This window comes from Devosia sp. Micro-HW1 (assembly GCF_056341075.1).
In genome coordinates this window covers 3,643,141-3,662,096 of the sequence record NZ_CP094375.1, presented here as the reverse complement: position 1 = coordinate 3,662,096, position 18,956 = coordinate 3,643,141, and the positions used below count along the sequence as shown (strand labels likewise).

Below are 18,956 nucleotides of genomic sequence, written 5' to 3'. Positions count from 1 at the left end.
AACGCCCTAGTTGAGCGCGTTCTTCACCAGGCGTCCATTGGCCATGATCATGGCCATGTGGGCGCCATCGCCACCGAGCAGGTTGATGTCGTCGAGCGGATTGCCATCGACCACGAGCAGGTCGGCAAAGGCGCCTTCGGCCACGACGCCCGCCTGCCCTTCGAGGCGGCAGAGACGCGCGCCGACCAGCGTGGCCGAGCGGATGATCTCGAGCGGGGTGAGCACCTTGGCCAGCAGCTCGAATTCCATGCAGTGATACTTGCGCAGCTCGCCCAGAAGGTCGGAGCCGAAAGCCATGGGCAGGCCGGCATCGCGCATGATTTCAAGCGAGCGCAGGCCGCCCGAGCGCACGACATCGATCTTGGCGAATTCGGCAGCGCCGAGGCCCAAAGCCTCGCCTTCGATGGCGAGGGCGTCGTAGGCGACCAGTGTGGGCACGGCGATGCAGCCCTTCTCGGCCGCCTTGCGGGCGGTTTCCGGCTCGATCAGGTTGCAGTGCTCGAGGCTATGTACTCCCAGATCGACACAGCGGGAAATGGCCTTGTCTGTGTAGACATGGGCGGCAACATAAAGGCCGGCATTTTCGGCCTCTTCGACCATGGCAGCGATCTCGTCGCGCGAATACTGGATCGAATGGATCGGGTCGTTGGGCGAGGATACGCCGCCATTGGCCATGACCTTGATGAAGTGCGCGCCTTCCTTGATCATGGTGCGGCAGGCGGTGCGCACATTGTCGACGCCATCGACGATCAGGCCCATGGAGCCGACGCGATCGGAGAACAGGCCCGGCCGGTCGTCGGTGCGCTTGCGAAGGTCGGCGTGGCCACCGGTCGTGGTGAGCCCCTTGCCGCAGATAATCATGCGCGGGCCGTTGATCAGCCCCTGCTCCACCGCCAGCACCAGGCCATGATCGGCGCCGCCAAGATCGCGCAGGGTGGTGAAACCGCGGGTCAGCGCCTCTTCCATCACCCGCGCCGAACGTAGGGCCGCGAGCGATGCGGGGGCGATCATATTGCCCCAGAGGTCCAGCGTCTCGGCGACCACATGCACATGGCAATCGATGAGGCCCGGCATGATGGTCTTGCCCCCGACATCGATGACCTCGACGCCGCTGGGGCGGTCGAGATCGACGCCGATGGCGGCGATGCGCTGGTCGACGACCAGAACGTCAAGACCGGACCGGATGGACCCGGCTTCGACGTCGAGAAGATTGCCGCCTGTAAACAGAAAGGAGGTGGTCATGAAAAAAATGCTCAGCGATGGTGGCAGGCGATCATCTGGCCGTCAGCACGGGCCGTCAGTGCAGGCTCGGTGTTCTTGCAGAGGTCGGTCGCAAGTGGACAGCGTGGGTGGAAGGCACAGCCGGTCGGCTTCCTCGTCGCGCTGGGAATGTCGTCATTGGTGGCGCTGAAACTGTGACGCTTGCGTGGATCGCGCGAGGGCGCCGACCGCATCAGCAGCTCGGTATAGGGGTGGCCGGGGGCAGAGAAAATCTGCTTTTTCGGCGCGATCTCGACGATCTTGCCCAGATACATGACAGCGACGCGGTGGGAGATGAACTCGACCACGCCCAGGTCATGGGAAATTGACAGGTAGGAGACGCCCAGATCGCGCTGGAGATCGCTCAGCAGGTTAAGGATCTGGGCCTGCACCGACACGTCTAGCGCCGAAACCGGTTCGTCGCAGACAATGATGTCGGGCTTGAGCGCCAGGGCCCGGGCGATGCCGATACGCTGGCGCTGGCCGCCAGAAAACTGATGGGCGTAGTTGTCGGCCTGATCGGGGCGCAGGCCGACGCGCTCCATCAATTTGCTGACGCGGGCATTGCGCTCGGCCCGGGTGCCGACATTGTGGATGTCGAGGGGCGCGCGGATGATGTCCTTGACCCGCTGGCGCGGATTGAGGGACGAGAACGGGTCCTGGAACACGATCTGCATGCGGCGGCGATAGCTCTTGAGTGCAGAACGGTTGAAGCCTTCGATGCCCTGGCCGTCGAATTCGACATTGCCGCCGGTAGGCTTGAGCAGTCCCATGAGCGCCAGGCCCGTGGTCGACTTGCCGCAGCCGCTTTCGCCCACAAGGCTCAGCGTTTCGCCGCGATTGATGGTGAAGCTCACGCCATCGACGGCCTTGACCGCGCCCACCTGCCGGCGGAACACGCCGCCGCGGATGGGAAAATGGACCTTGAGGTTTTCAACGTTCAGAAGCGGAGCGGCATCAGGCTGCATCGACATGCTCCCAGCAGGCGGCCCAGTGGTTCGGGCGTTTTTCTTCGAATGGCGGGCGCTCTTCGTGGCAACGCGCCGAAGCGCGCGGGCAGCGCGGCGCGAAGGCACAGCCCTTGGGCAGGTTCCACAGCGGGGGCACGGTGCCCGGAATATCGGCAAGGCGGTCGCCGTCTTCGCTGGCCGCGCCGGCACCCGGTACCGCGCCTATCAGGCCCTCGGTATAGGGGTGGAGCGGATTGTCGAAGAGATCGTAGACGCTCGCCTCCTCGACCTTGCGGCCCGCATACATGACCACCACGCGGTCGGCCACTTCCGACACCACGCCCAGATCGTGCGTGATGAGGATCTGCGCCGTGCCAAGGCGCTTTTGCAGGTCCGAGATCAGACCCAGAATCTGCGCCTGAATGGTCACATCGAGTGCAGTGGTCGGCTCGTCAGCGATGATGATGCGCGGCTCGCAGGCCAGGGCCAGGGCGATCATGGCGCGCTGGCGCATGCCGCCTGAAAGCTCATGCGGAAACTGGCGCGCGCGGCGTTCCGGGTCGGGCATCTGCACGAGACGCAGAACCTCGACGGCGCGCTGATCGGCTTCAGCCTTGCTGCAACGGCGATGCTCGCGCACGCCCTCGGCGATTTGCTCGCCGATGCGCAGCACCGGATTGAGCGCGGTGAGCGGTTCCTGGAAAATCATGGCGATCTTCTCGCCGCGGAACTGCTCGACCTGACGCTGGTTCATGGCCAGGAAGTCCTGGCCATCGATCATCACCTTGCCGCCAGTGATGGTGGCGGCTTCTGGCAGAAGGCGCAGCAGCGACAGGGCCGTCATCGACTTGCCGCAGCCGCTTTCGCCCACGATGCACAGGGTTTCACCCGCATGCACCGACAGATTCATATCGGAAACGACGGCGAATGAGCCATTGGCTCCAACGATCTCGATATCGAGACCGGAAACCTCGATCACCGGTAGAGGGGCACCACCCGTTGTACTCATTGCCGTCGTCTCCTAACCCGGTCCAGGGACCGGATTTCCTTGCCTATTCCGTCGCGCCTTCGAGATTGCCGACCATGTAGCCATAGTCGCCGCTATGGACGAGGTTGCGCGTCAGATGCTGCATGATCATGATGCCATTGGCGAATGGCGTCGGAATTTCCTCAAGTACTTCAAACGTATAGGGGCTCACCACGCGAGCCAGCAGCTCGCCGCCCTTGATGATCTCGCCATTGGCGGGTGCCAGCGTTTCCACCCAGCCACCCTGGGTGGGACGGATACCGGCGAGTTCGTTGACGACCACCTGCTTGGGGTTGGTCCAGGGATCGCCCGGAATGGCGCCGAGGGTCTTGAGCATGTTGAGCACGCCATCGACGGTGCGCTTCACATAGGGGGTCTGGTCGACAATGCCGCCGCCCAGCTCGATCACGGCGACCGGGATGTTGCGGGTGTCGATGGTCACGCTCTTGGTCGTGCCGCCGAACACTGTGCCCTGCTTGTTCTCGACGGGCCGATAGAGAACCTTGGAGCCGAAGGCGCGCGAGAGGCGCTCGTCGTTCCAGATATAGACATAGTCCACGGTCGGGCGGTCAGTGCCCGAATGCAGATCGATATGCACGTCGATGACGTTGAGGAATTTCTCGGTCATCGCATGGGCGAGCTGCTGGGAATAGGTGCCCTTGGGATTGCCGGGGAACTGGCGATTGAGGTCGACCTTGTCGATCGTGCCGTAGCGCTCGTTGACGGCAAAGGCATAGGGATTGGCAACCGGCATCAGGAGGATGCGGCCCTTGAGCGGCACGTCCTTGAGGGCGCGGAACAGGTCGAGAATGGCCTGGGAACCGGTATTCTCGTTGCCGTGGATCGAGGCCGAGATGCCGATGGTGGGGCCGTCCTGCTCGCCGACCAGCTCATGCATGTAGAGGACGGCGTCGCTGCCATCGGCATGGGTGGTGAACTTGGGCCGCAGCTGGTTGATGGATTTTACCATTCGAATAGTCCTTGGTTACTTGGCCTGATTACTTGGCCTTGGCGGCCTTTCCGCCGCCACGGGAGAGCTGGCGTGGGTCGAGAATGTCTCTCAAGCCGTCACCGAGAAGATTGAAGCCGAGCACCGTGATCATGATGGTGGCGCCCGAAACGATAGAGAGCCACGGGGCATCACGCATGAAGCGGGTGCCATAGGCGAGGGTCCAGCCCCAGGTCGGCTGCGGCGGCGGCAGGCCGAAGCCGAGGAAGCTCAGCGCCGATTCCGAGATGATTGCGGTGCCCAGGCCCAGCGACGCCAAAACGATGATCGGGCCGATCGCATTGGGCAGGATTTCGCGGAAGATGATGCGTAGGGGGCTGGCCCCGAGCGCCTTGGCCGCCTGCACATAATTCTGCTCGCGGAGCACCAAGGCAGTCGAACGGACCACGCGGGCATATTCCGTCCAGGCCACGACGATGATGGCCAGCGAAACATTGACCACACCCGGCCCGAGCACCGCGACGATGGCCAGCGCCAGCACGATGGCAGGAAAGCCGAGGAAGATGTCGGTGATGCGCATCAGGAGCTGGTCGACCCAGCCACCGAAATAGCCGGCGGCAAGGCCCACGATCGTGCCGATGGTGGCCGATACGGTGACCGAGATCACCGCGATGGTGAGCGAGATGCGGGCGCCGAAGACCAGGCGCGACCACAGGTCTCGCCCGAAATTATCGGTACCCAGGATGTGCTCCATGGTCGGCCAGTCGAAGCGGTTGCGCATGTCCATCTGCTCGATGCCGTGGGTCGCCACATAGGGGGCGAAGATGGCGAGCAGCACGATGGTCAGCGAGATGAGGGCGCCCACGACGAGCGACACATTGGTAAGGGCCTTTGGCAAACGCATGGTCATTACCCGAGACGAATACGCGGGTCGACCGCGGCGTAGAGGAGGTCCACCACCAGGTTCACAAGGGCAAACACGATGGCAAAGGTCAGCACGATGCCCTGGATGAGCGGCAGGTCACGCTGGGAGATGGCGGCAATGGTCAGTTGGCCGAGGCCGGGCCAGGCGAAGATGGACTCGGTGAGCACGGCGCCGCCAAGCAGTGCGCCGAAGCGCAGGCCGATGACCGAAAGCACCGGCAGCAGCGCATTGCGCAGGGCGTGGTGCACAACCACACGGCCACGGCGCAGGCCCTTGGAAAAGGCGGTGCGGACGAAGTCTTCGCGCAGCACTTCGAGCATGGAGGCACGGACGAGGCGCGAGATGATGGCCGCAGAATTGGCCGCCAGCGCCAGGGCCGGCAGGGCGATGTGGCTGAGGGAGTCCCAGAGCACTTCAGGGTGCCCCGTCAGCGCCGCCCAGATTGCCTCGGGCAGCGGCACACCGCGACCGATGGCCGGCAACCAGCCCAGCTGCACGGCAAAGAGCAGCATGAGCAAGAGGCCCAGCCAGTAGACCGGCATGGAGACGCCCAGCTGGGCGAACAGCATGGTCACGGTATCGACCCACGAGCCCTGGCGGATCGCCGCCAGCACACCCAGGGTGATGCCGATGATGCTGGCCAGCAGCAGCGCCACAACAGCCAGTTCGATAGTGGCACCTAGGCGCCCGGCGATGATTTCGGCCACCGGCTGGTTCTGAAAGATCGAACGGCCCATATCGCCGTGCAGGAGCGCGGCGAAATAGTCCCAGAGACGGATGTACCAGGGATCGTTGAGCCCCAGCGTGTTGCGCAGGTTCTCGATGGCCTCGGGCGTGGCGTCCTGCCCGAGCAGCACGGCGGCCGGATCACCGGGGATGATGAGCAAGAGGCCAAAGGTCACCACGACCATGCCGATGGCCATGGGGATGAGCAGCAGGAGCCGGCGGATGACATAGGCTAGCATGGCGCCATACCTCGGGTTTGGGAAAGGCGATCAGCCAAGGATGATCTCTTCGAGCTTGCGCGGAAATTTGGTGAGGCTGTCCGGCCCGGCAGCGGTGACCAGAACCGTATCGGCGAGGCGGTAGCCGCCAAGGCCCGGCACATAGAGCGCCGGTTCAGAGGAGCAGACCATGCCCGGCAGGAGGACAGTGTCATCGCCGCCTTCCACCCAGGGCGCCTCGTGGAACATGACGCCCATGCCGTGGCCGACGCGATGCAGGCAGTATTCGCCCACACCCTGCTCACGGATGAAACCGAGCGCGCGGTCATCGGCTGAGGCGCAGGTGGCTCCGGCGACAAGACCGGCAGTGCCGATGGCCTGGGCCTCTTGCGCCAGAGTGTAGAACCGCTCCTGCTCCTTGCTGGGTTCGCCCAGGATGAAGGTACGCTCGCTTTCGGCGGCGCGGCCGCCGACGCGACAGCCAAGCGAGAGGATCATGCTCTCTCCCCGCTGCGGCCGATGGGCCGAGGGCATGCCATGGGGATAGGCAGACCGGAGCCCGGAATAGACCAGACCGCCGGCAATGCCCTGCACAAACATGATGTCCTCGTGCTCTCGGTTCATGGTGTCGAGGGCGTGGCGGATGATATGCGCCTCGATCTCGATTTCGGTCGGCATGGTGAGGCCCGAGCGCAGGGCTTCGGAAATCAGCGACGCGCCGGCGGCCACCATGGAATCGGAGATGCGGGCGGCCTCGCGCTGCAGCACCAGTTCTTCGGGGCGCTTGGTGAGGCGCATCTTGGCCACAATGCCCGACGGCTGGATGCGCGCATTGGGAAAGGCTGCGGCGATCTGACCGATGCGGCCAAAGGCAATGCCAGGCGAATGGGCGATGGTGCCCTTGATGTCGCCCAGGGTGCGCGCCAGCACCGAGAAGGGGCGATCGCGGCCGGGGAATTCGAAATAGACGACCAGCTCCGCCGCGATCTTCTGGGCGAGCGCATGGTTGCGCTCCAGCTCGGGGACCAGCAGGAAGGCGTCGGCCTGGGTGATGGCGAAGACGACCGGGCGCTCGGTTGTGTAGTGCGAAAAGCCCGTGGTGTAGATCACGTCATCATTGGAATCGAGCAACAGGACATCGACGCCTTCCTCAGCCATCCGGGCCCGGATGTCGCTATGGACCGATGCGTAGAACTGAGCGCCGGGGCGCTGCGAGAAAGACATGCCAGTATCCTGAATGGGGCCTTGGGTCCGGCCGGCGCCGAAGCGCCGGCCAGTCGTTTCGATACGGTGGGATCAGTCGGTCAAGCCGATCAGGCCACGCAGGTTACCGCGCGGGGTCGCCTGCACTTCGACCGGCAGGTCCTTGGCGTAGAACAGCTGGTAGCCCTGGGCCGAGACGATGTAGTAGGGCAGCTCTTCCGCCAGGATGGTCGCGGCCTTCTGGTAGGCAGCGGCGCGGCCGGCCTGATCGAGGGTCGAACGGCCTTCTTGGAGCAGCGCGTCAACTTCGGGGTTGGAATAGCCACCCCAGTTGGTGGGGCCATCGGTCGAGAGCTGGGCGAACATCAGACGGTCCGGATCAACGATGTTGAGCCAGCCGAGTAGCGCGATCTGGTGCTTGCCCTGCTGCACGTAGTTGGTCGAGAAGCTCGGCCAGTCGCTGATCTGGGCGGTGGCCTTGACGCCGGCGGACTCGAAGATGGCCTGCAGGAATTCGACGCTCTGGACGCGGTTAGTGTCTTCGCTGTGGGTCGAGAGAACCACTTCGAGATCCTTGCCGTCCTTGTCGAGAATGCCGTCGGCATTGCTGTCGGTCCAGCCCAGTTCGTTGAAGAGGGCAATGGCGCCTTCGATGTCGAAGGTCGGCTGCGAAATGGCATCCGAATAAGCCCAGGACGAGGGCAGGATGATCGAGTGAGCGACCTGATCGACGCCCTGGTAGATGTCGTTGACGATGGTGTCCTGCTCGACCAGCATCGAGAAGGCCTGACGCATCTTCGGATCGGCCAGGAGCGGATCGTTGACGTTGAAATTCAGGTAGTTGACGCCAAGACCGGAGGTGATGACGTTGCCGAAGCGGTCATCGGCGGCCAGACGTTCGATATCCTGGGGCGCCAGCGGGGACTGGATGACGTCGAGATCGCCGGCTTCGAAGGCCTGCGAACGGGCCGAATTGTCGCCGATGATCTTGAGCGTCACATTCTCGATGGTGGGCGTGCCGCGCCAGTAGTTCTCGTTGGCTTCGAGCACGATCTCGCTGCCGCGGTTCCATGAGGCCAGCTTCATCGGGCCGGCGCCAACCGGGTTGAGCGCGATGTCCGCGCCGCCTTCGACCAGAGCCTTGGGCACAATGCCGAGATCGAGGTAGCTCAGGAGCGGCGCATAGGGTGCGCTGAGAGTGAACTTGACGGTCTGCGGATCGACGGCCTCAACGGCGCTGATCGGCGCATAGAGGGCGCGAGAGGGGGCGTTGAAATCGGGATCGGTGATGGTGGTGTAGGTGAACACCACGTCATCGGCGGTCAGCGGGCTACCGTCGGAGAACTTGAGGTCCGGGCGGAGCTTGAAGATCACCGTCTGCGGATCGGGGGATTCCCAGCTCTCGGCCAGATCAGGCACCGGCTCGAGGCCGGGCGTCAGGTGCACGAGGCCGGAATAGATCAGGTCGGCGGTGCGCGAGGCGGTGGTGTCGCGCATCAGGCGTGGATCGAGCGTGCCGGCATCAACGTCCATGCCAACCACGAGAGTGTTGTCGGCCTGGGCCAGGGCGGCCGGGGCGGACATCAGGCCCAGCGCGATCAGGGCGCTGGTAGTCAATAGAAACTGCTTCATCCTCTGTTCCCTTGTTCTGACTAATTATGCGGATAGTCGGCCCGCTAGCTGAGCACCCTTGCCGCGCCGGAGATCGGCAAGACGGGGGCTCAGAATGGTTTCCAGGGCACCCGGATCGGGCGCGTGGCGATATTCGAAACACTGCACATCGGGCCGGACGAGCTGGGCAACGTGATCAGCGCCCGAGGCGTAGACGACTGCGTCGCAGCTCCCGATCACCTCGGCCAGATCCGGCGCGGAGGACCAGGTGACACGGATGTCGGAGACATGGGGCGCGAACTCACGCACGCTGGGGCGCATGATGGCGATGTATTCCTTGAAGTGGGTGACGGCAGCGACGCGGGTGCGCGAGTCGAGGCCCGCCAGGCTCTGCCTTGTCCTTTGGGACGGAATGAACCGCAGACCCAGGACATTTTCGCCATCGACCAGCGAGCGCACCTCGGCCTCGCGATGGCTGAAGGTCAGGACAAGGTCTGCTGCAAGGCACGCCTGACGCTGCGGACCATCGGTGCGGATGCTGTCGAGCGTCACCAGATCGATCTGATCGGCGGCGGCCAGAGCCGGCCGGATCTGATCGACATAGTCACGGCCCGGCCCTTCGAAAATGCAAACAAAGACAATGCCGAGACCGGCTTCGGGGCGACGCATCTGGGCGCTGGCATTGATCATCGAAACCAGCGTCATGGACGAAATGCCCAAGGCCTCGGCCTTGCTCAAAATAGCTTCTATGTCACCACGCAGCGCGTTGATCGGCTGGCCCGATGCGGCGGCGGAAAGCGGGTCACGGGTGGTGAAGGCGCCGAGGCCGGCGCGCATCTCGATCAGGCCCTCATCACGCAGCTGCTGATAGACCTGGCTGACGGTCATCGGCGCGATGCCCAGCTCGGCGGCAAGCTGGCGGACCGACTGCAGCTTTGTACCGTAGGGCATTTCGCTGAAGGCCAGCACATAGCTCAGCAGGCCATGCAGCTGCGTGCCCACCGGCACGGGCAGCGACTTGTCGATGCTGGATGCGTCAAACTTGAACATGTGTTCTACCACCTTGATACACTGACCGTAACCATGCGTACTGGATTGAGCAATAGGGTCTGCGATTTTTTTGCACACGGTTTGATTTTGCCCGACCAATGTGCACAAATGACCGGATAACAGGGTGTTAGCCGGTGGATTTGCTCCGAAATTCGCTGTCGGCGCCGCTAACCCACGCTGCAAGGTGTACTAATGGAATATATCAACCTAGGCCGAACGGGCCTCAAAATTTCGCGGCTGGCTCTTGGTTGCATGACGTTCGGATCGCCCAGTTGGGCACCATGGGTGCTGGACGAAGAGGCTTCCCGACCGATCCTGGAAAAGGCGGTGGATCTCGGAATCAACTTCTTCGATCTGGCGGACATGTATTCGCTGGGCGCTGGCGAAGAGGTCGTCGGGCGGGTTCTGGCCCCCCTGCCCCGCCACAAGCTGGTTCTGGCCACCAAGCTCTACAATCCGATGAGCGCCGACCCCAATGACAAGGGCCTGTCGCGCAAACACATTTTCGAGGCGGTCGATGCCAGCCTCAAGCGCCTGGGCACGGACTATATCGACCTCTACCAGCTGCATCGCTTCGACTACGACACCCCGCTCGAAGAGACGCTGGACGCGCTCAACGACGTCGTGCGCGCGGGCAAGGTGCGGTATCTGGGCGCCTCGTCCATGCACGCCTGGCAGTTCATGAAGGCACTGGGAATGCAGCGCGCCAATGGCTGGGCGCCCTTCGTTTCCATGCAGCCGCACTACAACCTGATCTATCGCGAGGAAGAGCGCGAAATGCTGCCGCTCTGCCGCTCGGAAGGCATTGGTGTCATTCCATGGAGCCCTCTCGCCCGCGGGCGCCTCGCCGCCCGCGCCGAAGCCGACTCGACCCGTGCCCAGACCGACAAGACCGCTTCGGCACTCTATGACCGCTCGCGCGAGCAGGACGATGCGGTGGTCGCCGCCCTGCGCGCCGTGGCCGAGCGCCATGGCCGTCCGCCCGCGCAGATCGCCTATGCCTGGGTCGCCAGCCGCCCCGGCATCAGTGCCCCCATTGTGGGCATTTCCAAGCTCCACCAGTTCGACGACGCCATGGCCTCACTCGAGGTGAAGCTGAGCGACGAGGACGTGGCCCAGCTCGAAGCCCCTTACCACCCCAAGCCCGTCGCCGGTCACCAATAGGATCTGCCATGACAATCGGTACTGAACTGGCCGCGCTGACCGCCGGCATCGACGCCCTCTATCGCCGCACGCCGCGCAGCGACGGCTTTCTCGACAAGGAAGGCCTGATCCCGGTCGCCATGGCCGAAATCGAGCCCGCGCCGCTGCGTGACTATGCCGAGGCCCGCACCAGGCTTGAGACGCTCAATGCCCGTCTGCCGGCCGAGTCGGAAAGCGCGTTGCGCGCCGACTATGTGGGCGAAATGATCGACTCGCTGCTGGCCCTGCTCGACACATTCGAGGAAAAGCCGATCAGCTTTGCCGACCGGGTGAAGCGACAGATTCGCGTGCAGCAGACCAAGATCTCGGACGACGAGATCGCCCTCTATCATGGCACGATCCGGGAAAAACTCGACGAACTGGGATATGCCGGCGGGAGCCTTGCAGAGGATTTCAACCGCTGGGAAGCACAGGCCCGCTTGCCGGTCGACCAGGTTCTGCCGGTGCTGAGCGAACTCATTGCGGAGGGGCGAGACCGCGTCAGCGCCTCCATGTATCCCTTTGCCCATGAATGGATGGAGCCCAAGGGCGTAACGGCCGTGCCGTTCTCGGCCTATTGCGACTACCCCACCCGCACGGTGCTGCTCAATCTCGACTTCCCCTATACGCGCTTCTCGCTCAAGCACCTGGCGACGCACGAGGTTTTCCCGGGCCACCTGGTGCACATGAACCTGCGCGAACGCTATGTGGCCGAAGGCAGGATGCCGCTCGATGGCGCCCAGGTGGTGACCAGCTCGGCCAGCAGTGCCCTGTTTGAAGGCATTGCCGACAATGGCATGTTCTTCCTCGACTGGGTCAACGGCCCGGAGGACGAACTGGGCGTGGCCCTGCAACGGCTGCGCAGCGGCATGCGCTGCAACGCCGCCTGGATGATGCATGCCGAAGGCATGAGCCTCGACGAGATCGTACCGGTCATGGCCGAAAAGGCGCTGCAGGACCCGGTGACGGCGCGTTCGCGCCTCGCCTTCCTCAGCCACAACCTGCGCGCGCCCTTTGTCTATGCCTATTACGGCGGGGACCTCGCCGTGCACGATGTGTGGAAGTCCGTTGCCCCTCAAGACCGCAAGGCGTTCTGGGACTATCTCTATGGCAACATGCATACGCCCGCGACGCTGGCAAAATACTGGACTGCGCGGGGCTGACGCCCGCGACCTCCCTCGCAAACGCCGCCGCGACCTCGTCCGGCGGCGTTTTCATGTGTCTGATTGGCCAAGTGCAAACCACATGGTAGGTCGTGAGCAAGGCCAGTGCGCCGACCTGGGGGGACGACTCGCATGACAAAAAAGCAGCCAACTGCCGCCCGGTCCGCAGACGTGGCGCGGCTGGCGGGCGTTTCGCGATCGGCCGTTTCGCGGACATTCACAGAGGGCACCTACGTTTCGGAAGAAACACGCAAGAAGGTGCTCGAAGCCGCAAGGATGCTCAACTACAGCCCCAACGCCATTGCGCGCAGCCTCTCCAAGCGCGCCACGGGACTGATCGGCATCATCGCCGCCGACCTCTACAACCCGGTCCATGCCGACATCCTGGAAAAGCTGAGCAAGGGCTTGCAGGCGCGCGGCTATGGCATCCTGCTTCTGGTACCCGACACGTCCAATTTCGACGAATTCATCCCGCGCCTGATGTCCTATCAGGTCGACGCCGTGATCACGACGGTGTCGACGCTCAACACACATTTGCCGCTGGCCGCGCTGCAGACCGGGCGGCCCGTGGTGATGATGCAGCAGCTCCTCGACACCAATGCCCTCAATTCGGTGTCGAGCGACGACTATGGCGGGGGCTATGCCGCAGGCAAGCTGCTGTGCGAAACCGGGCACAAGCGCATCGCCTACCTCTCCGGCCGCTCCGACACCGCCAACAACCGCGACCGCGAACGCGGGCTCAAGGACTCTCTGGCTGCGCATGGCCTGGCGCTCCATGCGGAGGAGCCAGGCTTTTTCCGGATGGAGGAGGCCGCGGCGGCGACACGAAAGCTGCTGTCGCTGCCAGTCCCTCCTGACGCCATTTTCTGCGCCAACGACACCATGGCGCTGGCCGCCCTGCAGGTGGCGCGCACGGAGTTCAGCTTCGACGTGCCCCGCGAGCTTGCCATTGTCGGCTACGACAATTCCGGCCCCGCCAGTTGGGCTGTCCCCGGCCTCACATCGGTCGGGCCCGATGTGAGTGAAATGGCGCAGCTCACCATCGACATGGTCACGCGCAAGATCGCTTCAGGCGACACCTCTGTCGAGCATCTGCTGGTGCCAGTCCACATGGTGGAGCGGCAAACCACCCGCCCGCGCCTGTAGATATATTCTGCACCCGGTCCCACACCAAAATCCTGCCAGCGCATCTCACGACAGCCGGCAGCCACGCGATCAGATTATCGCGTGGTATTGCATATAGATACGATCCAGCCAGAGTGAGATTTAAGCGGCCTTGACTTCGATGCATATTTGCGCGAGGTTCTGCACGCGTGTGCAGAGCATCCGCAATCGGGAGGAGACCCATATGCATATCAACACAACCGGGCCACTGGCCGGGCTCACCGCCTTGTTCCTCGTGTCCACCGTGAGCGCCGGGATGGCGCAGCAGGTGACCATCAATTTTCTGACCGCTGAAGCCGAAGGCAGTTTCGACGCGGCGATTGCCGCCTTCGAAGCCCAGAACCCGGACATCAAGGTCAATTTCGAGACCGTGCCCTTCGACAGCATGGTTCCCACCATCGAGTCCCGGGTCGGCAGCCAGGATTCGTCGCTCGACCTGTTCCTCGTGGACACACCCCGCGTCCCCGCCATGGCAAATAGCGGCTACCTGCTGGATATCAGCGACCGGCTGAGTGCCGTCCAGGCGGTTGCCAGCGACGCCGCGCAGATCGCCCTCAAATACAATGACACCCTTTACGCGCTGCCACTTTGGACCTCGACGCAGCTCATGTACTACAACAAGGACCTCTTCGATGCGGCGGGCATTCCCTATCCGTCATCGGACGAAGTTGAGCGCATGACCTATGGCGAGACCATCGCCCTGGCCAAGCAGGTGATCGAGGGGTCGGGTGCCAAATACGGCTTTGTGCCCGAGCAGATCGACCGCTACTACCAGCTTCAGCCCATATTCGAGGGCAATGGCGGCGGCACCGGCCTCACCGGCGAGGGCAATCTCACGCCCGATGTCGTCAACGACAAATGGCTGGCGGCCGGCACGTTCTACGCCTCGCTGTTCGAGGATGGACTGGCGCCGCGCGGCATTGCCGTGGACCAGATGCAGTCCGTCTTCACCAGCGGCGAAACGGTCTTCTACGTGACCGGCCCCTGGCGCCTGCAGGCCTTCGCGGAAGCACAGGACCTGAATTTCGGCCTCGCCCCTGTCCCCTATTGGGCCGACGGCAAGCCGCAGACGCCGACCGATTCCTGGGCCGTGGGCATCAGCCCCTATGCCGCCCATCCGGAAGCGGCACTGAAATTCGCGGAGTTCATCACCCTCAATCCCGAGGGTGTCGGGCTGGTGCTGCAGGGCATCCCCAATATTCCCATCAACAGCGAAGCCTACGGGCCCTATATCGACTGGCTGGCCGGCGAAAACCCTGCGGTCGGGGACGATCTCAAGAAGATCGTCACTTACGAACTGGCCAACACTTCGGTGCCCCGCCCGCGCTCGATTGGCTATGTCGCCTTTGAGACCGTGCTCAATCGCGCCTTCTCCGACCTCCGCAATGGCTCGGACGTCGCCTCGACCTTGCAGCAGGCACAGCAGCAGCTCGAATCCCAGCTGCGCCGCATCCAGTAGCCGTGGCTCACTCCTGCCGGGGCCAGCCCCCGGCAGGACCAAAGGTTCAGGTATACCATGACCAAATGGTCCAATTTGCGCGTTGCCGCGATCTTCCTCTTGCCGGCCATCCTGTCGGTCGTGCTGCTGCGGCTGTGGCCGGCCATGATCGCCATCCACCAGTCGCTGCTGGCGCCACGCGCAACCACCTATAGTTTCGAAAACTATCTCTACATCTTCACCGATCCGGTGTTTCTGAACTCGGTCTGGGTGACGCTGGTCTTTTCGCTGATCGTCAATCCGCTGCAGATCGCCGCCGCGCTGGGGCTCGCCATCCTGTTCAACAACAAGCTGCCGATGACCGGTTTCTGGCGCACGGCGGTGCTATTGCCGGTGGCCATTCCGCAGAGCGTTTCCGCGGTCATCTGGGCGGTGGCCTATCGTCCCGACGGCTTGCTCAACAGTCTGTTGCAGGCCGTGGGGATCGCTCCGCAGAGGTTCATCACCTCGCCCGACCAGGCGCTGTGGTCGATCATGCTGGTCGTGAGCTGGATCGGTGTCGGCTACTGGATGACCATGCTGATCGCCGGGCTGCAGGACATTCCCAAGTCGCTCTACGAGGCCGCAACCATCGACGGTGCCAATGGCTGGCAGAAGTTCTGGTACGTGACGCTGCCGCAACTGCGCCGACCGCTCACCTTCGTCCTGGTCGCAGACACCGTCGCCAATTTCCTCGTCTTCGCCCCGGTCAACATCCTCACCCGCGGCGGGCCGCAGGGATCGACAGACCTCATCATGAACCAGATCTACACCAATGCCTTCGTGAACGGCGATCCGGGTTCGGCCGCCGCCGCGACTGTTGTTCTTGTGTCCCTGGTGCTGGTCATCGTGCTCATCCAGTTCCGGCTGATGGGCGAGAGGGGGCAAGGCTGATGGGTCACTTCACTTTCCGCAGGGCGCTGCACATGGCGCTCATGGCAACTGTTGCGCTGTGCTTCCTCATGCCGCTCTATTGGCTGGCCATTTCGGCCTTCCGTCCGGAAGACGACATCTTCCGCTATCTCAACCCCTTCGGCCCCTGGACGCTGATCCCCAACCAGCTGACCTTCGACAATATTGTCGGGTTGTGGACGGGGTCGTTTACCCGGGCCATTGCCAACTCGATCATCGTCGCGGTGGTGACGGTGATTGTCGGGCTCATGGTCTGCGCCCCGGCCGCCTTCGCTCTCGCCGTCATCGACTTTCCCGGACGCGGCGTGGTGTTCACGGCGATGATCGTGAGCTTCCTCATACCATTCGACGCCATCGCGGTGCCGCTCTATTCGATCATGCGCGGCTTTGACCTGCAGAATACCTATGCCGGCCTTGTCCTGCCGGGGGTCGGCAATGGGCTTGCCGTCTTTCTGCTGCGCCAGTTTTTCCAGGGCATTCCCAGGGATCTGCGTGAAGCGGCCATGGTGGATGGCATGGGATGGTTCCGCATCTTCTGGAGCGTCTACCTGCCCTTGTCCCGCCCGGCCCTGGTCAGTGCGGCGCTCATCATGTTCATCTTCCAGTGGCAGGCCTATCTCTGGCCCCTGCTGATCGCGCCTTCCAACGACATGAAGGTTGCCGCCGTGGCCCTGGCGCAGTTTTCCAGCGCCTACAATGTCAGCTTCGGGCTGATCTTTGCGGGGGCCATGTTCCTCTCGCTGATCCCGATGCTGATGTTCGTTTTCTTCCAGCAGTATTTCACCAGTTCCGTTGCCTCGACTGGCAGCAAGGAGTGACTTTGTCCGACCTATCCCCTTCCCGGCCGTTCCCGCGGCTGTCCGAACATCAGCGCCTGGCGATGCTCGCGCCCCGTGGCGGACGCCTGCGCTGCGTGCTCGACACCGACACCTATAACGAGATCGACGATCAGTTCGCCATCGTGCAGATGCTGCTCTCGCCTGAGCGCTTCGATCTCGAGGCCATCTACGCCGCGCCGTTTCACAATGATCGCTGTGCCTCGCCAGGCGAGGGCATGGAACTGTCCTATCTTGAAATCCTGCGCCTGCTGGACCGCCTCGACATAGCCGCCGACGGGCTGGTTTACCGTGGTGTCAGCGACTATGTCGGGCCAGGCAAGGTAGCCCAGACCTCGGCGGCGGTGGACGACCTGATTGCGCGGGCGCGCGCCAGCGCGCCGGATGACCCGCTCTATGTCGTGGCCATCGCCGCGCTCAGCAATATCGCCTCTGCCCTGCTTCTCGCCCCCGACATTGCCGACCGGATAGTGGTCGTCTGGCTGGGCGGGCACGCGCTCGACTGGCCCGACCAGCAGGAATTCAATCTCCGGCAGGATGTCGGCAGCGTGCAGGTGGTCTACGATTCCGGTGTGCCTGTCATCCTCGTGCCGTGCATGGGTGTCGTGTCCCATCTCCACAGCACCATTCCCGAGATCGAGGACCAGGTCGAACCCCATGGCGAGATCGGCCGGTTCCTGGCTGACCGGTTCAAGGCCTACAATACGGATAATGCCGCGGGGTGGTCCAAGGAGGTCTGGGACATGGCGCCCGTCGGCTGGCTGCTCAATCCAGATTGGGCCCCCAGCATACTTGTTCCGACCCCGATCATGACCCGTGACACGACCTACAGCTTTGACGCATCGCGGCACCTGCTGCGCTACGTGACCTTTGTGCGGCGCGATTCAATTTTCCAGGATTTCTTCGCCAAGCTCGCCACCCGGGCCAGAGGAGGATCGTCATGGGCGCAATAGCCATCCGCAATGTGCACAAGGCCTATGGCAGCATGAGTGTGCTGCACGGCATTTCCATCGACATAGCGGATGGTGAATTCGTCGTGCTGGTCGGACCGTCCGGTTGCGGCAAATCCACCCTCTTGCGCATGATTGCCGGGCTGGAGGACATTACCGCCGGGGAGATTTCCATCGGCGGGCGCGTGGTCAATACGCTGGCGCCCAAGGACCGGGACATTGCCATGGTGTTCCAGTCCTATGCCCTCTACCCGCACATGACGGTCGAACAGAATATGGGCTTCTCGCTCAAGCTGCAGGGGGCGTCAGGGCCGGAGGTGAAGGAGCGGGTCGCCGAGGCCGCCCGCATTCTGGGGTTGGCGCCCTATCTGGAGCGCTATCCACGCAATCTCTCGGGTGGGCAACGCCAGCGCGTGGCGATGGGGAGAGCCATTGTCCGCAGCCCCTCCGCCTTTCTCTTCGACGAGCCGCTCTCCAATCTCGACGCCAAGCTGCGCGTGCAGATGCGGTCCGAGATCAAGCAGAACCACCAGCGCCTGGGGACCACCACGGTCTATGTGACGCATGACCAGGTCGAAGCCATGACCATGGCCGACCGGATCGTGGTCATGCGCGATGGCCTGATCGAGCAGATCGGCACGCCGCTGGAGCTTTACGACCGGCCTGCCAACCAGTTCGTCGCCGGCTTCATTGGCTCGCCCAGCATGAATTTTGTTTCCGGTACGCTCGACGGCGCCATCTTCCGGGCCGATGACGGGACGGCGATCGCGCTGGGCGGACGCGTCGCGAGCCAGGGCGCCCTTCCCGCCATACTGGGAATAAGGCCCGAACACCTGCGACTCGATCCCGCGGGCTTCGCCGTGGAGGTCGTCACGCTCGAACCAACCGGGGCGGAAACGCATATTCTGGCCCGCTTTGCCGGCACGGACCTGGTCGGCGCCTTCCGCGAGCGCATTGACTGCCAACCAGGCGAGCGCATCCGGATCAGCGCCGATCCCGCATGCATCCACCTGTTCGACAGAACCGGCGCCCGTCTGGCCGACTGAAACGGGGGCAATCTGGGGTGCGGAAGGGAGCGGACAACACCGGGCAATGCGTGATCCGCCACTCCAGAGAAAGGCGGGAATTATTCTTCTCGGCTCGATGAGGGCGTGATCTCTCATTCGCGATGTGGAAACAGACACCTCACTTTCCGGCTGAAACGCACACCCGATTGGTGAGCGGTTCGCGCATTTGCATTTCGGTCGTGAGAGTGACACACAGTAGATGGGTGTCTTGGCCTCGGGCCGCAGGCAGGGAATACGTTGGTCGGGCCGCCAACGGGCGCATGCTTTGCTAAGGTTTCCTGTGGTT

The 18,956-nt window shown here is 63.4% G+C and carries 17 protein-coding genes; 8 read left to right on the top strand and 9 right to left on the bottom strand.

The genetic code is table 11. From position 1 onward, the window contains the following. Positions 1-6: 6 nt before the first annotated feature. The 9 genes from MQW79_RS17650 to MQW79_RS17610 all read right to left on the bottom strand — a co-directional run bounded on the left by MQW79_RS17650 (position 7) and on the right by MQW79_RS17610 (position 9,919). Positions 7-1,242, bottom strand: a complete 1,236-nt coding sequence (locus MQW79_RS17650; RefSeq protein WP_476585797.1) for a metal-dependent hydrolase family protein — start codon at positions 1,240-1,242, stop codon at positions 7-9. An 11-nt stretch (positions 1,243-1,253) separates the two neighbouring features. Continuing rightward, positions 1,254-2,228: an ABC transporter ATP-binding protein gene (locus tag MQW79_RS17645; protein ID WP_476585795.1), complete on the bottom strand. Its 975-nt coding sequence runs from the start codon at positions 2,226-2,228 to the stop codon at positions 1,254-1,256. Beyond that, the gene (locus tag MQW79_RS17640; protein WP_476585794.1) at positions 2,218-3,219 is read right to left on the bottom strand and encodes an ABC transporter ATP-binding protein; all 1,002 of its coding nucleotides are present in this window, start codon (positions 3,217-3,219) and stop codon (positions 2,218-2,220) included. The genes MQW79_RS17645 and MQW79_RS17640 overlap by 11 nt, the downstream gene beginning before the upstream one ends. A 43-nt stretch (positions 3,220-3,262) precedes the next feature. Next, positions 3,263-4,207, bottom strand: coding sequence for a succinylglutamate desuccinylase/aspartoacylase family protein (locus MQW79_RS17635; protein WP_476585793.1), 945 nt, complete (start codon positions 4,205-4,207; stop codon positions 3,263-3,265). A gap of 28 nt (positions 4,208-4,235) precedes the next feature. Further along, positions 4,236-5,090, bottom strand: coding sequence for an ABC transporter permease (locus MQW79_RS17630; protein ID WP_476585792.1), 855 nt, complete (start codon positions 5,088-5,090; stop codon positions 4,236-4,238). Positions 5,091-5,095: 5 nt separating this feature from the next. After that, entirely contained in the window at positions 5,096-6,076 is a 981-nt protein-coding gene (locus tag MQW79_RS17625) for an ABC transporter permease (RefSeq protein WP_476585790.1), read from the bottom strand. A gap of 30 nt (positions 6,077-6,106) precedes the next feature. Continuing rightward, positions 6,107-7,279, bottom strand: coding sequence for a M24 family metallopeptidase (locus tag MQW79_RS17620; RefSeq protein WP_476585789.1), 1,173 nt, complete (start codon positions 7,277-7,279; stop codon positions 6,107-6,109). A 72-nt stretch (positions 7,280-7,351) separates the two neighbouring features. Continuing rightward, a complete protein-coding gene (locus MQW79_RS17615) occupies positions 7,352-8,890 on the bottom strand; it encodes an ABC transporter substrate-binding protein (protein ID WP_476585788.1) in 1,539 nt (512 codons plus the stop codon). A gap of 24 nt (positions 8,891-8,914) precedes the next feature. Continuing rightward, on the bottom strand, positions 8,915-9,919 hold the full coding sequence (locus MQW79_RS17610; protein ID WP_476585786.1) for a GntR family transcriptional regulator: 1,005 nt from the start codon (positions 9,917-9,919) through the stop codon (positions 8,915-8,917). A gap of 192 nt (positions 9,920-10,111) precedes the next feature. Between MQW79_RS17610 and MQW79_RS17605 the strand changes: the two genes are divergently transcribed. The 8 genes from MQW79_RS17605 to MQW79_RS17570 all read left to right on the top strand — a co-directional run bounded on the left by MQW79_RS17605 (position 10,112) and on the right by MQW79_RS17570 (position 18,649). Then, positions 10,112-11,083 (top strand): aldo/keto reductase, encoded by a 972-nt coding sequence (locus MQW79_RS17605; protein ID WP_476585785.1) that lies wholly within the window; start codon positions 10,112-10,114, stop codon positions 11,081-11,083. Positions 11,084-11,091: 8 nt separating this feature from the next. Then, positions 11,092-12,264: a hypothetical protein gene (locus MQW79_RS17600; RefSeq protein WP_476585784.1), complete on the top strand. Its 1,173-nt coding sequence runs from the start codon at positions 11,092-11,094 to the stop codon at positions 12,262-12,264. Between the two features lie 132 nt (positions 12,265-12,396). Further along, positions 12,397-13,410 carry a LacI family DNA-binding transcriptional regulator gene (locus MQW79_RS17595; RefSeq protein ID WP_476585783.1) on the top strand — a complete coding sequence of 338 codons (1,014 nt, stop codon included), beginning with the start codon at positions 12,397-12,399 and terminating at the stop codon, positions 13,408-13,410. 202 nt (positions 13,411-13,612) lie between these two features. Further along, the gene (locus MQW79_RS17590; protein WP_476585781.1) at positions 13,613-14,887 is read left to right on the top strand and encodes an ABC transporter substrate-binding protein; all 1,275 of its coding nucleotides are present in this window, start codon (positions 13,613-13,615) and stop codon (positions 14,885-14,887) included. A gap of 57 nt (positions 14,888-14,944) precedes the next feature. Continuing rightward, positions 14,945-15,799: a carbohydrate ABC transporter permease gene (locus MQW79_RS17585; RefSeq protein WP_476585780.1), complete on the top strand. Its 855-nt coding sequence runs from the start codon at positions 14,945-14,947 to the stop codon at positions 15,797-15,799. Further along, the gene (locus MQW79_RS17580) at positions 15,799-16,635 is read left to right on the top strand and encodes a carbohydrate ABC transporter permease (RefSeq protein ID WP_476585779.1); all 837 of its coding nucleotides are present in this window, start codon (positions 15,799-15,801) and stop codon (positions 16,633-16,635) included. Before MQW79_RS17585 ends, MQW79_RS17580 begins: the two co-directional genes overlap by 1 nt. 2 nt (positions 16,636-16,637) lie before the next feature. Continuing rightward, positions 16,638-17,606 carry a nucleoside hydrolase gene (locus MQW79_RS17575; RefSeq protein ID WP_476585778.1) on the top strand — a complete coding sequence of 323 codons (969 nt, stop codon included), beginning with the start codon at positions 16,638-16,640 and terminating at the stop codon, positions 17,604-17,606. Beyond that, entirely contained in the window at positions 17,594-18,649 is a 1,056-nt protein-coding gene (locus tag MQW79_RS17570) for an ABC transporter ATP-binding protein (protein WP_476585777.1), read from the top strand. The genes MQW79_RS17575 and MQW79_RS17570 overlap by 13 nt, the downstream gene beginning before the upstream one ends. The last annotated feature ends 307 nt before the right edge of the window (positions 18,650-18,956 follow it).